Genomic DNA, 14,435 nt, shown 5'->3' with positions numbered 1-14,435 from the left:
TTGTCCATGTCGCTCGGACAAAAAAGGGGAGCCGTTGCCGGCTCCCCTCCTGAGGTACGATGTGTCCGGGGATCAGAAGTTGATCCGGACACCTGCATAATAGCGGCGGCCGAGCGGATCATAAGTGCCCGCATCGGTATCCTGGCCGGCCGACGCGCCGATATCGGCGAGATAGGGCGGCTTGTTATTGAGCAGGTTCGACCCGCCGATGTAGAATTCGAAGCCGTCGTTCGTCTGGAAGCGGATCTGCGAGTCCAGGTAGAATTGCGGACGGACGCGGTACAGCGGATTGGTACCCGGGCGGGCGCCGGTCAACTGGTCGTCAAGGCTTGCCTGGCTCATCCAGGTGCCCGTCGTCGTAAAGCCGACACCATCGATGTCATAGGACAGGTTCGTCGTAAACCGGTCGCGCGACGCACCGATCTCACCCGCGAAATAGTCACGATCCGCATCGGGCAGGGGCACCGTGTAGCCCGAGATCAGATGCGTGTATGAGCCTCGCAGGCCCAGCATGCCCGCAAGACCGATATCGGCCAGATCCTGGCGATAGGTGATGACCGTATCGATGCCCTGGGTCTTGACGCCACCGCTGTTGAGGAAGCTGGTCGTCAGCTGGTCGAGCGACCCGGCGCTGTTCGGCCCGAGCGCGGCCGCACGGCGCGTGATCTGGCTGCAATAATCCGAATTGCCCTGCTGGTAGCACTGGTTGACGATGTATTGCAGCGGCGTCTGGACGATCGCATCCTTGATCCGGATGTTGAAGTAATCGACCGTGACGACGAGGTTGCGCAGCGCTCGGACCGAACGCGGGTTGATCACCACGCCCGCGGTGAAGGAATCGCCCTTCTCTTCTTGGAGGTTGCGATTGCCCGCCTCGAAGCTGGTGACGCCCTGGATATCGGCCTGGTTCGCGGCGAACGCGCCGCCGTTCGCCGCGATGTTGGCGAGCACGCCGGACGCGGCACGGCAGGTCGTGCCGAGCGTTCCGGCCGTCGCCGCGGTCACGCCGATGCAGGGATCGTTGACGCTTGGGAAATTCTGCTGCGGAGCCTGGAACAGCTCGTTGATGTTCGGCGCACGCACCGACCGCGCCTGCATCACGCGGAAGCGGATATCCTCGACCGGTGCCCATTCGCCGCCGAAATTGTAGCTGTAGGTGGTGCCGACGGTCGAATAGTCGGAGACGCGGATCGCGCCGCGGACGCTCAGCGACTGGAAGAACGGCTTGTCCTGGATGATCGGCGCGACGACTTCGCCGAACCCTTCCCAGAGATGGAAGCGTCCTGCCGTCGATGGCAGGGCGTTGTTGCCGTTCAGGCCCTGCTGGGTGAGCAGATCGAAATCGTTGCGGCTGCTCTCGCGACGATATTCGGTGCCGACGCTGAAGCCGATTGGGTCGGCGCCGAACAGCGAGAAGAGCTTGCCCGATACGTTACCGCCGGCAACCGTCTGCGTGACCTTCGTGCTGAGCGTGGTCGGCACGGCGAGATAGCCGGCCGCCGGTGCGAGCGCGCCCGCGCCATAGATGTTGGCGGGGACGCAACCGGCCGCGCGCGCAGCGGGGTCGGCGCAGACGATCTGGCCGGTCGCCGGATCGCGATAGGAATTGAGCGCCTGGAAGAAGTTCGCGGTGTTGAACTGGCCGGTCCCGACCTGGTCTTCCTTGGTCTGGCCGTAAACGCCGTATACTTCATAGTTGAAGCGGTCGTCGAGGAACTTGCCATTGGCCCCGCCCGCGATGCGGAACAGGTCGCGGCTGACACGGCTCGTGCGCGGGCCGAAATCGGCGAGGCGGCGGTCGAAATAGATGTCCTTCAAACCGTCACCCTGACCCGTGTTACCAATCGGGGTGTCAATCGCGCTATTGTAGATAGCGTCGGGGACAAACGGATTACGGTAAAGGACACCCCCGACAATTGTCTCAATCGGGATCTGGCCCGAATTGCGCGGGTTGCTGAAGGTCGAGTCAAGCGGGAACGCCTCGATGACCGTGCTCACCTTGGTCTTGGCATAGTTGCCCTCGACGAACAGGTTGAGTGCGGGCGATACTTCGAAGTTCGCGCGGCCGGCGGCAACGTAGCGCTCGACCGGTACCGCGAGGTAGCGGAAGTCGGACCGGTTGAAACCGTCCGGGCCTGCGACAGTGCCATCGGCGTTGACGCAGCCAGCGGTGCCATTGGCCGACGCGCAATTGCGCAGCGCGCCGTCCTGCCCATAGGTGAAGGTGCTGTCGCCGGCATAGTAACGACCCTGCGGTGCGAAGCCCGAGAGATATGGCCGCTCTGGGGTGAACAGATCAGCGTCGTTATCCGTCACATAGGCGCCGCGGCTGGTCGAATCGACCGCGCTCGAGCCCGCTTCGGTGTAGCGGTCGCGCTTCAGCACGGTGCCCTGCTTCGAATAACCACCGAACAGCATGATGTTGCCGCGGCCATCGGCAAAGTTCTTGCCGACCAGCGCGTTGACCTGGCGGTCGAAGCCATCGCCATATTGCGACATGCCGACCTGGCCGTCGAGCTGGATGCCGTCGAACTTCGTCTTGTAGATCATGTTGACGACACCCGCGACCGCGTCGGACCCGTAGACGGCCGACGCGCCGCCGGTCAGGACGTCAACGCGCTCGAGGAACTGCGTCGGAATCACGTTGAGATCGACCGCGCTGCTGCCCGGAAGGCCCGAGACGAAGCGGCGGCCGTTGACGAGGACCAGCGTGCGGTCCTCGCCAAGGTTGCGCAGATTGACCGTCGCTACGCCCGCGCCCTGCGTCGCAAAGCTCGAATTGGTGCGGCTGACGCCCGGCGTACCGAATGCCGGATTCTGGAGCAGGACGTCCTGTACGTTGATCGCGCCGGCCTGCTGGATCTGCGCGATGCCGACGCTCTGGAGCGGCGAGGCGGCGGTGGCCGACGGCGATGCGATGCGCGAGCCGGTCACGACGATCTCGCCTGCCGGCGCTTCTGTAGCACCCTGCGGGTTCTGATCCGTCGCGGTCTGGGTCGGGGTTGCCGGCTCCAAAGCCTCTGCCTGAGCGGCTGCCTCGGGCGTGGCCGCAGGCGTCGCCGGCGCGGTTTGTGCGGCAGCGGGGAGCGTGGAAACCGCAACGAGGAGGCTCGTGGCGAGCAGACTGCGACGATAGACTGGGGTCATTTAATACTCTCGACTGAAACATTCCGACGAAGGGGCAAAGCCGCTGACCTTCGTCGATGCGCCGCCGTTAGGCCGCGCGGCGCGGCCCGATCCACTCGATTGAGACGAATAGGATCGTTTTTTTACAATGTGTTTCATCCTTGCAACAGTCTGGAGGGATTGGGATTCCAGCGCCTCGGGCTGACGTGCCGGAGCCGCCAAGCGCGCAGGCGAGGCGCCCGATCAGCCGCATGCAATTTCCCGATCGCCGTCTTCCCCCGGAGGGCGCTGTTGGCGTAGACGGAGCCATGGCGGTTACCGTGTTTCCCGATCTCGTTGCAAAGAGTGTCTCCGGGACATGACGGTCCCCGGAACATGGGCGACCGTTCTGGCCGGCGTTGCGACGCTGCTGCTGCTCGGGCTCGGCGGCCTGCTGCTGTTCCTGGGATTGCGCGCGCGCGCCGGTGTCGCGACGACCCTCGCCGAGAATGCGACGATGCGCGCGTTGCTCGATGGGTCGCCGGCCGTCGCGACGGTCGTCCGCTCGGATGGACGAGTGGAGATGCCGCAGCGCATGGCGGACTGGCTGGGTATTCCGGCGCCACGCTATCTGATGGATCTGGCGGGTGAGGAATCCGGGCTCTCACCCGAGGATGCTGCCGCGCTGACCGCCGATGTGACCGCCGCACAGCGTTCGGGCCGGCCCTTCGTCCGTGCCGTCCGCCCCGTCGGTTCGACGCGGGCCATCACGTTACGCGGCGCGCGCGCACCCGGCGCGATGGGGGCAACCGGCAGCATCCTGATCTGGGCGTTCGATGCAACGGACAGCGAGTCCGAGATCAAGCGCCTCGGCACCGAGACGGCGCGGCTTGGTGCCGCCTATGACGCGCTGACCGGGCTGATCGAAGCCGCGCCGCTGCCGATGTGGTACCGGGCGCGCGATCTCAGGCTGTCGATGGTCAATTCCGCCTATGTCGCGGCGGTCGAGGGCCAGGATGCGCAGGACGTGGTCGCGCGCGGCCTCGAACTTGTCGAGGGATCGGGGCGCGGCGGGCCGCTGGCGGGTGCCGCCGCTGCGCGCGAGCAGGGGCGGCCGCACCAGCAGGTCCTGCCCGCGACGATCGATGGTGCCCGCCGTTCGCTTCAGATCTATGACGTGCCGCTGCCGACCGGCGGGGTGGCGGGCTTTGCAATCGACATCGAGGATCTCGAGCAGGCGCGCTCTGGTGCCAAGCGCTTTGCCGAGGCGCAGCGGGCGATGCTCGACCGGCTGTCGGCGGGAGTCGCGCAGTTCGGTGGCGACCGCGGCCTGGTCTTCTGCAACCAGCCGTTCCGGCGGATGTTCGCGATGCGGGCGGAGTGGCTCGCCGACCGTCCCGAATTCGACCGCGTGCTCGAACGGATGCGCGAAGCGGACCGGCTCCCCGAGGTCCGCGACTTTCCGGCATGGAAGGCCGAGCGTCGCGCATGGTTCATGCAGACCGGGACCATGCCGAACGGCGGCGCGAGCGAGGAGATCTGGCACCTGCGCGGCGGTACGCATTTGCGCGTCGTCGCCCAGCCCTTGCCCGATGGCGGGTTGTTGCTGATCTTCGAGGATCGCACCGAGCATGTCCAGCTCGCCAGCGCGCGCGACACGCTGCTTCGCGTCCGTACCGCCACCTTCGACAATCTGTTCGAGGCACTTGGCGTGTTCGCTGCAGATGGGCGGCTGCAATTGTGGAACAACCGGTTCAGGGTGCTCTGGGGCCTCGAGGAGGAATTCCTTGCCGGCCATCCGCGTGTCGACGTCTTTGCGGATGCGGCGGCGGGCAAGTTGATGACGCCCAACCGGTCGGCGCTGATCCCCGATCTCGTGCGATCGGCGACCGCCGGACGGCAGCAGCGCGGGGGCCGCGTCGCCTTTGCCGACGGCCGGCATTTCGAATTTGCGGGCGTCCCGCTGCCCGACGGCAACGCATTGTTCACGATGCTCGACATTAGCGACAGCCGGCGTGCGGAGCAGGCCCTGCGCGAACGAGCGAACGCGCTCGAGGCGGCGGACAAGGTGAAGACGGCGTTCGTCGCGAACATGAGCTATGAACTTAAGACGCCGCTGACGTCGATCAGTGGTTTCGCCGAGATGCTGCACGGTGGCTATGCCGGGCCGATGAGCGAACAGGCCGGGGGGTATCTCGAGGCTATTCTCGAATCGGTCGAGCGGCTCGGGCTGCTCGTCGACGACGTGCTCGATCTAACCCGGACTGAGAGCGAGAGCACCGAGATGGTGCGAACCGATGTCGAGCTGGCGGTGGTCGCCCGAGCTGCGGCAGGCTCGATCCAGGCTACCGCGCGGCGCCGCAAGCTCGACTTTGCGATCGAGATCGGGCGCTCGACCGGGCGTATCTGCGGCGATCCCAAGCGATTGCGCGAGATCGTCGAGCATCTGCTGCGTCACGCGGTGGCCGGTACGCCCGAGGGGGGACGAATCCTTCTGCACGCCGACGGCAATGCGACGCATGCGCGGATCGTCGTGTCGGATGACGGCGCGGGGATGAGCGCGGAAGGTGTCGCGCATGCGTTCGACCGGTTCGCCGAATCCAAGACGATCGGGGATCGTGCGCTCGGGCTCGGGCTGCCGCTCGCCAAGCAGTTCGTCGAGGCGCATAACGGCACGATCGATCTCGTATCCGAACCCGGAAACGGCACGCTGATCACGGTCGAACTGCCGCGGAGATGATCATCGCCTTGAAGAGACACGCACGCTGGCCGGGTTCGATCGCATGACGGTGCTGCGGCTAGAGGATCCCGCCGCGACCGAGGCGTTCGGCGCGAAACTGGCAGCGCACGTCAAGGCGGGTGACGTGATTGCGCTGACGGGGACGCTCGGCGCGGGTAAGACGAGCCTGGCACGCGGGCTGCTGGCGGCGCTCGGTCTGGTCGGCGAAGCGCCATCGCCGAGTTTCGCGATCGTCCAGCCCTATGCACCCCCCGAGGTGCGTCTGCCCGTGCTCCATGTCGATCTGTACCGGATCGACGATCCGGACGAGATCGTCGAGCTTGCGCTTGACGACGCGCGGTATGATTCCGTTCTGATCGTCGAATGGCCGGAGCGGGCGGGGCCAGACTATTGGCCGGACGCGCTTCGGCTCGACCTCACGATCGAACCGGACGGCACGCGCGGCTTGACAGCCAGAGTGCCGGAGGGTTGGACGCGGCGATGGCCGATATGACACCCCCGGCGGGCGCCGCCGCATTTCTCGACGCTCATGGCTGGGCGGGGGCGACGCTCCTGCCGGTTGCGGGGGATGCCTCGTTCCGTCGCTATTTCCGCGTTGTCGCAGGGCCGCACCACGCGATCCTGATGGACGCGCCGCCGCCACATGAAGACCCGCGCCCGTTCATCGCGGTCGCACAGTGGCTGGTCGAGCGGACGTTCCGGGCACCCGCGATCCTCGCGAGCGACCTGACGCAGGGACTCGTGCTGATCGAGGATTTTGGCGATGATCGGTTGCGCGAGGCGATCGACGCATCGTCCGACGAGGGCATGGCGCTCTACGCGCCCGCGATCGACCTGCTCGGACGTCTTCACGCGCACCCGGCCGGACCCTTCGCACCCTATGACCGTGGCGTCCTAGCGCGCGAGGCCGCGCTGTTCGTCGACTGGTATTGCCCGGCAATCGGGATCGTCCCGGACCGGGCGGGCTGGCATGCGGCATGGGACGCCGTATTCGATCACGGTATCGCGACCGACCCCGTCACCGTCCTGCGCGATTATCATGCCGAGAACCTGATGCTGCTCGCACCGGACGGAGCGCTCGGCCTGCTCGATTTCCAGGACGCGCTCGCCGGGCACCCGGCCTATGACCTCGTGTCGCTGTTGCAGGACGCACGGCGCGACGTCGATCCGGTGGTCGAGGCAGCGATGCTCGCGCGCTACCGCGAAGCGACGGGTGTCGGTGACGATTTCCTAAACGCCTATCACGTGCTCGGCGCGCAGCGGAACGCCAAGATCCTCGGCATCTTCACGCGGCTGTGGAAGCGCGACGGCAAGCCGCGCTACCCGACCTTGTGTCCCCGGGTCTGGACCTATCTCGAGCGTGACCTGGCCCAGCCGGTGATGGCGCCGGTCGCGGCCTGGTTCGATGCCAATGTGCCGGCCGCATTGCGCGGCGACCCGCTGGCGTTGGCGGCATGAGCGGCCAGCGCATGATCCGTCCGATCCCGCGCGGGACGGTGCCCGAGACGGCGATGGTGATGGCGGCCGGGCTCGGCAAGCGGATGCGGCCGTTGACCGCGACGCGCCCCAAGCCGCTGGTCGAAGTAGCCGGCAAGGCGCTGATCGACCATGTCTTCGATCGGCTGCAGCGTGCCGGGATCGCCCGCGCGGTGGTCAATGTCCACTATCTGGCGGATACGCTGCAGGCGCATGTCACCGATCGTTACCCCGATATCGAGGTCGTGATTTCGGACGAGCGTCGCCGGTTGATGGAGACGGGCGGCGGGCTGGTTCAGGCACGTACCCTGCTCGGCGATGCGCCGGTTCTGGTGGTCAACAGCGACAATCTCTGGATCGACGGACCGGTCGACGCGATCCGCCTGCTCGCGTCGCGCTGGGACGATGCGACGATGGATGCGCTGCTGCTGATGGTGCCGCTCGCCCGCGCCCACAATCACGGCGGTCCGGGCGACTTCCATCTCGCGGCGGACGGGCGGATCACCGGACGACGCAAGCCGGGGCGGGTCGCACCCTTTGCCTTTACGGGCATCCAGATTCTCCACCCGCGCGTCATCGCGGATTGGCCCGAGGGACCGTTTTCGACGAACCTGTTCTGGGACCGTGCGATCGCTGCGGGTCGGGCATTTGGCCAGGTCCATCAGGGCCTGTGGTTTGACGTTGGCACCCCTGGCGCGATTCCGAAGACCGAGGCGATCCTGGCCGGTGGCTGAACGGACGGGGCCGACCCTCTACACCATCCCCGCCCATCGCGCCTTTGCCGATGCGCTGGTCGCGGGGTTGCTCCGGCGGGCAGGGCAGGATCCGCTGGCGCTCGCCCGCGCGCTGATCCTGTTGCCCAACAACCGCGCGATCCGGGCCGTGACCGATGCGTTCGTGCGGGCGAGCGGCGGGGGGCTGGTTCTGCCGCGGATGATCGCGCTGGGCGACACGGGGCTGGGCGAAGCGGTCGGCGCCGCGCTCGATCCGGCGGACGATGCCGATCCGCCGCTGCCAGCGGTGCCGCCCTATCAGCGGCGGATGATCCTTGCGCGGCTGGTGTCGGAAGAACGCCGGCGTGGGGGGCATCCGATCGATGCGGCCGAGGCGGTCCGACTTGCCGGCGAACTCGCCAAGACGCTCGACCAGCTGCTCGTCGAGGAGGTTGCGCCGACGCGCCTGCACGAGATCGAACTCGGTCCCGAACTGACCGAACACTGGCAGCGCGCATTGTCGACGTTCGACGTCGTGCTGCAGCGATGGCCGGGCGAGCTGGCCCGCCTGGGGCGGATCGACGCGGCGACCCGGCGCGCCGCGCTGCTTGACAGATTGGTGACGCGATGGCGCGCGGCGCCGCCGGCCGGGCTGGTATGCGCCGCAGGCGTTACCGACTCCGCGCCGTCGGTCGCGCGCGCGCTGCGCTGCGTCGCGGACCTGCCCGGCGGCATGGTGGTGTTCGCGGATCTCGATCTGCACCTGCCCGACGAGGAATGGGATGCGCTGGGACCCCACCCGCGGAACCCGGATACCGGGCTGACGCGGCGGTCGATCGAAACGCATCCGCAATTTCATCTGAAGCTCCTGCTCGAACGCATGGGCGTCGGGCGCGCCGAGGTCACGACCTGGCGCGAGGGCGGTGGCCATGACGCCGACACGACCCGAAGCCGCGCTATCGCCAATGCACTGGCCCCCGCCGACTTCACGGGAAAGTGGACCCGGCTGGGCGCGGAGGACCGCCGCCTGAAGGGGGTGACGGTCGCCGAACTGGCAACCCCCGCCGAGGAGGCGCAGGCGATCGCACTGGCCCTGCGCGGCGTACTGGAGGAGCCGGGACGGACAGCGGCGCTCGTCACGCCCGATCGCGCACTGGCGCGGCGTGTCGCGGCGCATCTTGGACGCTGGCAGATCCTGATCGACGACAGCGCGGGCCGGCCCTTGTCGATCCTCCCGCCCGGGACCCTCATTCTCGCGCTGGTCGAGGCTGCGGCACAGCGTTTCGCACCGCTCGCCTTGCTTGCGTTGCTGAAGCACCCGCTGGTCCGCAGTGGCGATACCCGGCTGGGGTGGCTCGACGGCGTTCGTGCGCTCGATCGCGCGTTGCGCGGACCGCGGCCCGCCGCGGGGCTCGATGCTGTCGATGTGCATCTGCGCGCCGGAACGGCGAAGCGCTGGTGGCCGGAGGCGCAAGCGCTGCTGACGCCGATCGCCACGGTATTCGAACGCGGCGCCCAGCCGCTCGGCCCGTTGCTGGCGACCGTTCGCGAGACGGCCGCGGCGCTGTGCGGCGATGAACTCTGGGCCGGCCCCGCGGGGCGGGCCGCGGCGCAATGCCTTGCCGATCTCGAAATCGAGGCTGATGCCGGCCCGCCGCTTGTCGACCCAAGCGAACTTGCGCAGCTCTTGCGGACCTTGCTCGACGAGGTTGCGGTGCGGCCATTGCAGGGCGCGCATCCGCGTCTGGCGATCTATGGTCTGCTCGAGGCGCGATTGCAGACCGCCGACCTGATGGTCCTGGGCGGACTGAACGAAGGCATGTGGCCGGGGCGTCCCGCGCCGGATCCGTGGCTTGCGCCGCGGATCCGCGCCGAACTCGGGCTGCCGGGCCTGGAGCGGCAGGTGGGGACGTCAGCGCATGATTTCGCCCAGGCGCTTGGCGCGCCGCGGGCGATCGTCACGCGCGCGCGCCGCGACGCCAAGTCGCCAGCATTGGCGTCGCGGCTCTGGCTGCGACTGCAGGCGCTTGCGGGGGATAGGTTCGAACGCGCCGAGGCGCTCGAGGCGTGGACACGCGATCTCGACGATCCGCGGGCGCACCGGCCCTCCGACCGTCCGGCACCGTCGCCGATCGCTGCGCTGCGGCCAAGGCTGATTTCGGTGACCGAGGTCGACCGGCTGAAGGCCGACCCCTACGCCTTCTATGCCCGCAGGGTGCTCGGCCTGATGCCGCTCGACCCGGTCGATGCGGATCCGAGCGCGGCGTGGCGTGGCACCGCGGTTCACGACATTCTCGAGCAATGGTGGAAGCACGACGCCTGCGCGATCGATGCATTGCGGCCGCGGGCCGAGGCGATGCTGCGCGACGAGCGGACGCACCCGATGATGCGCGCGCTCTGGCAGCCGCGGCTGCTCGAGGCGATCGACTGGATCGCGGGCACGATCGCGGCGCAGGCCGTCGATGGCCGGGTCGTCGCCAGTGCGGAAGGCAAGGGCGAGATCGCGATTGCGGGGGTGACGCTGCGCGGACGGTACGACCGTGTCGACCGGCTGCCCGGCGGCGAGCTGGCGATCATCGACTACAAGACCGGCAAGCCGCCCTCGGCGACCGCGGTGCGCGCCGGCTATAGTCTGCAGCTGGGGCTGCTCGGCCTGATCGCCGAGCGCGGCGGCTTTGCCGATGTCGCGGGCAAGACGGGTGCGTTCGAATATTGGTCGCTTGGCAAGAAGCGCGATGCGTTTGGCTATGTCGAGAGTCCGGTTGATCCCGAGGGCAAGCGCGACAAGATCCCGACCGCGGAATTCACCGCGACGGCGGCGCACAACTTCACCGAGGTCGCGGGAAACTGGCTGACCGGCAGCGCCGCCTTCACCGCCAAGCTGGTACCGGAATATGCGCCTTATGCCGAATATGACCAGCTGATGCGCCGGGATGAATGGTATGGCCGTGAATAGCGGCGAGCTCCGCACCTTACCCCGGCTCAAGGGCGCACAGGCCGCAGCTAGTGACCCCCGCGCCCATGTCTGGCTGTCCGCATCGGCGGGAACCGGCAAGACCCAGGTTCTCGCGGCGCGTGTTTTTCGCCTGTTGCTGCGCGGCGTCGATCCGGGTGCGATCTTGTGCCTGACCTTCACTAAGGCGGGTGCGGCCGAAATGGCGCAGCGGATCAACGGGCGGCTCGCCGCCTGGGTGCGGATGCCCGGCCCCGCGCTGGGTGCCGACCTGATCGCCCTGGGGGAGGTGCCCGACCAAGCGTTGCAGGATCGTGCGCGGACGCTGTTCGCCAAGGTGCTCGACGCGCCGGGGGGCGGGTTGCGGATCCAGACGATCCACGGTTTCTGTCAGGGCCTGCTGGCGGCGTTTCCGGTCGAAGCCGGGCTGACGCCGGGTTTTCGCCCTCTGGAGTCGCGCGAGGAAGCCGGGCTTGCACGCGAGGCGCTGGCGGGGATGCTCGCGGACGCCGAGCGTGAGGGGCGGGAGCGTCCCGTCGAGATCGTCGGCCGCTTGTCCCTGCGGATGGGGGAGGGCGGTGCCGAGGGGTTCCTGATGGCCTGCGCCCGCGCGCTGCCCGCGCTCGAGGCGTTGCCGTCCGGTATCCGGCCCTGGTTGCGCCGGACGCTCGAGCTGCCCGCCGGCGATATCGACGAGGCGGTCGCGGACTGGTGCGAGGCGCTGGATATCGATGCCATCACGCGGATCGGCGCGGCCAACCGGGCGTGGGGAACCGCGACCGGCCTGAAGCAGGCGGCCACGGTTGAGGCGTGGCTCGCGTCGCCGGACCGTGCGGCTATGCTTCCCGACCTCGCAGGCGTCGTGCTGACGGCCAAGGGGGAGCCGCGCAAGGCGCAGAAGAAGCTGATCGACCTCGAACCTGACTATGAGATCCTGGCACAGGATGTCGGCGCGGCCTGTGCAGATATTGCATCGATGATCCAGCGCGTGGCTTATGCCGATCTTCTCGCGGATGGGCTGGAGGTCGGGCGCGATTATGCGCGTGCCTATGCACTCGCGAAACGACGCGTCGGCGGGGTCGATTTCGACGATCTGATCGCGACGACCGTGGCGTTGCTCGACCAGCCCGGCATTGGCGAATGGGTTCGCTACAAGCTCGATCAGGCGACCGAGCATGTCCTGATCGACGAGGCGCAGGACACCAATGCCGACCAGTGGCGGATCGTGCGGGCGCTGGCCGACGAATTCTTCGTCGGGCGCGGTATCTATGCCCCGTCGACGCGCACGCTGTTCACGGTCGGCGACTGGAAGCAGGCGATCTTCGGCTTTCAGGGGACCGACCCGTTCAACTTCGCCGCCGCAGAGCTGCATTTCGGGCGGCGTGCGCTCGAGGTTGCGGGCGACGACGAATGGCCGGAGGCGGAGCGGGGCCTGCCGCTCGAGCGGCTGTCGCTGACCCACTCCTTCCGATCGACCCGGCCGATCCTCACGTTCGTCGATGCCGCGGTCGCCGCGGCGGGCGAGCCGGGGCTTGGCGCGATCGGCGAGCTCGAGGTCCATGCGAGCGAGGTCAAGGGCCCGGGCAGCGTGACGCTGTGGCCAACGGTCATCGCAGGGGGGAGCGAGGACGACGAGGAGGGCTGGGTCGACGATGCGGTCCGCAAGCTCGCGGGCGATATCGCCAAGGCGGTCCGACGCTGGCTCGCGCCCGATGGGCTGATGCTCGAGAGCAAGGGGCGACGGCTCCGCCCCGAGGATGTGATGATCCTCGTGAAGCGGCGCGGCGATCTCGCGTCGCTGATCGTCGCGCGGCTTTATGCCGAGGGCGTGCCCGTCGCGGGTGTCGACCGGCTGCGCTTGAACGCACCGCTCGCCGTCCAGGATCTTCTCGCGACGATCCGCTTCGTGTTGCAGCCGGAAGACGATCTGAGCCTGGCATCGCTGCTCGTCTCGCCGCTGATCGGCTGGACGCAGGACGAGCTGATGGCGGCGGCGCCACGTGAGGCCGGCCCGTTGTGGCGACATCTTCAGCGGACGCAGTCCGCCGAGCGCCTTGCGCCGCTGCTCGCGATGCTCGCTCGTGCGGACATCGCAACGCCATATCAGTTTCTGGAGGAGCTCCTGTCCGGGCCGCTCGACGGACGGCGCAAGCTGATCCTGCGGCTGGGGACCGAAGCGCGCGATCCGATCGAGGAACTGCTCAATGCTGCACTGACGTTCGAGAGCAATACGACACCGTCGCTGCAGCGCTTTCTCGACTGGTTCGATCGCGGCGATGTCGACATCGTCCGCGATCCGTCGGCACCGCTCGACTTAGTGCGCGTGATGACCGCGCACGGCGCCAAGGGCCTGCAGGCACCGCTGGTGATCCTCGCCGATGCGACCGCCGATCCCGCCGCCGCACCGCGATCGATCCTGAAATGGACTCCCGAGAAGATGGTCGCCCCGTTGCCGGTGTTCCGTCCGCGCAGCAGCGAGCGGGGTGGCCCCCTCGATGCGGTGGTGACGGCAGCCGAGCGGCGCGAACTGGAGGAGCATTGGCGGCTGTTCTATGTCGCGGCGACCCGCGCCGAGGAACGTCTGGTCATCGCGGGCGCGCTCGGTACGCGGGCGCAGGGCGTTGCGCCGGTGACGAGCTGGTATGGCGCTGCGGATCGTGCACTGACGGCGTTGGGCGTGCCGGACGCGGAGGGCGAGCGGGTCTTCGTCGGCGACGGGACGGAGTCTCCGGTACCGGTCAAGCCCGCTGCTAACGACGTGGCCGTGCCGTCCCAGACGATACCCAACTGGGCCCGGCACGCGGCACCGAAGGAATCACGACCGTCGCGCCCGTTGTCACCGTCCGCGCTCGGCGAGGATGCGGTGTCCGACCCGCCGCCGACTCCTGAGATGCGGCTTGCGGCCGAACGCGGCGCGTTGATCCACAAGCTGCTCGAGCGCCTTCCCGCTGTCGACGGCGGTTCGCGGGCGGCGGCGGCGGATCGCTGGCTCGGCCAGGCCGGTGGCGTTCTCGATCCCGCCGCGCGAGCGGAAATCGCAGCAAGCGCGATCGGCGTGATCGAGGATCCGCGCTTCGCAGACCTGTTCGGTATCGACTCGCTTGCCGAAGCGCCGATCGCGGCCACGCTGGCGGACGGCATCGTGGTGTCTGGAACGGTCGACCGGCTGCTGATCGGCGCGGAGACCATCCGGGTGATCGACTTCAAGACCGGGCGGCGTGCGCCGCGCGGGCTCGACGAGGTGCCGGACTATCATCTCAAGCAGATGGCGGCTTATGCGGCGGCGTTGCGTGTGATCTTTCCGGGGCGGACGATCGAGGCGGCGTTGCTGTACACCGCGGCACCCCGATTGATCGAGATATCGGCCGATATGCTCGACAGGCACAAGCCGCGCTATGCGATGACGGAGCAAAGCTAGGCTGTCGACGGTTGAGACGCGTGCAGCCGA

At 68.0% G+C, this 14,435-nt stretch carries 7 protein-coding genes; 6 read left to right on the top strand and 1 reads right to left on the bottom strand.

Annotated elements, in window-relative coordinates; translation table 11 throughout:
* Positions 1–72 precede the first annotated feature (72 nt).
* The gene (locus tag IFT54_RS07950; protein WP_192070198.1) at positions 73–3,147 is read right to left on the bottom strand and encodes a TonB-dependent receptor plug domain-containing protein; all 3,075 of its coding nucleotides are present in this window, start codon (positions 3,145–3,147) and stop codon (positions 73–75) included.
* A gap of 337 nt (positions 3,148–3,484) precedes the next feature.
* On the opposite strand from IFT54_RS07950, the gene IFT54_RS07945 reads away from it, so the two are divergent.
* From IFT54_RS07945 to addA, 6 genes are read left to right on the top strand one after another with little or no spacing between them, the layout of a single operon-like run.
* Positions 3,485–5,845, top strand: coding sequence for a PAS domain-containing sensor histidine kinase (locus tag IFT54_RS07945; RefSeq protein ID WP_192070197.1), 2,361 nt, complete (start codon positions 3,485–3,487; stop codon positions 5,843–5,845).
* 43 nt (positions 5,846–5,888) lie between these two features.
* Positions 5,889–6,338, top strand: a complete 450-nt coding sequence (gene tsaE, locus IFT54_RS07940) for a tRNA (adenosine(37)-N6)-threonylcarbamoyltransferase complex ATPase subunit type 1 TsaE (protein WP_192070196.1) — start codon at positions 5,889–5,891, stop codon at positions 6,336–6,338.
* On the top strand, positions 6,335–7,303 hold the full coding sequence (locus tag IFT54_RS07935; RefSeq protein ID WP_192070528.1) for an aminoglycoside phosphotransferase family protein: 969 nt from the start codon (positions 6,335–6,337) through the stop codon (positions 7,301–7,303). Before tsaE ends, IFT54_RS07935 begins: the two co-directional genes overlap by 4 nt.
* Positions 7,300–8,055 (top strand): nucleotidyltransferase family protein, encoded by a 756-nt coding sequence (locus IFT54_RS07930; protein WP_031439047.1) that lies wholly within the window; start codon positions 7,300–7,302, stop codon positions 8,053–8,055. Before IFT54_RS07935 ends, IFT54_RS07930 begins: the two co-directional genes overlap by 4 nt.
* Positions 8,048–10,990, top strand: coding sequence for a PD-(D/E)XK nuclease family protein (locus tag IFT54_RS07925; RefSeq protein WP_192070195.1), 2,943 nt, complete (start codon positions 8,048–8,050; stop codon positions 10,988–10,990). Before IFT54_RS07930 ends, IFT54_RS07925 begins: the two co-directional genes overlap by 8 nt.
* The gene (addA, locus tag IFT54_RS07920; protein WP_192070194.1) at positions 10,977–14,405 is read left to right on the top strand and encodes a double-strand break repair helicase AddA; all 3,429 of its coding nucleotides are present in this window, start codon (positions 10,977–10,979) and stop codon (positions 14,403–14,405) included. The genes IFT54_RS07925 and addA overlap by 14 nt, the downstream gene beginning before the upstream one ends.
* Positions 14,406–14,435 lie beyond the last annotated feature (30 nt).

Source organism: Sphingomonas sp. CFBP 13714 (assembly GCF_014842205.1).
In the GTDB taxonomy this organism is placed as follows: domain Bacteria; phylum Pseudomonadota; class Alphaproteobacteria; order Sphingomonadales; family Sphingomonadaceae; genus Sphingomonas; species Sphingomonas aerolata.
Note: the sequence above shows the minus strand (reverse complement) of the source record. Positions and strands in the feature narration are given on the sequence as shown.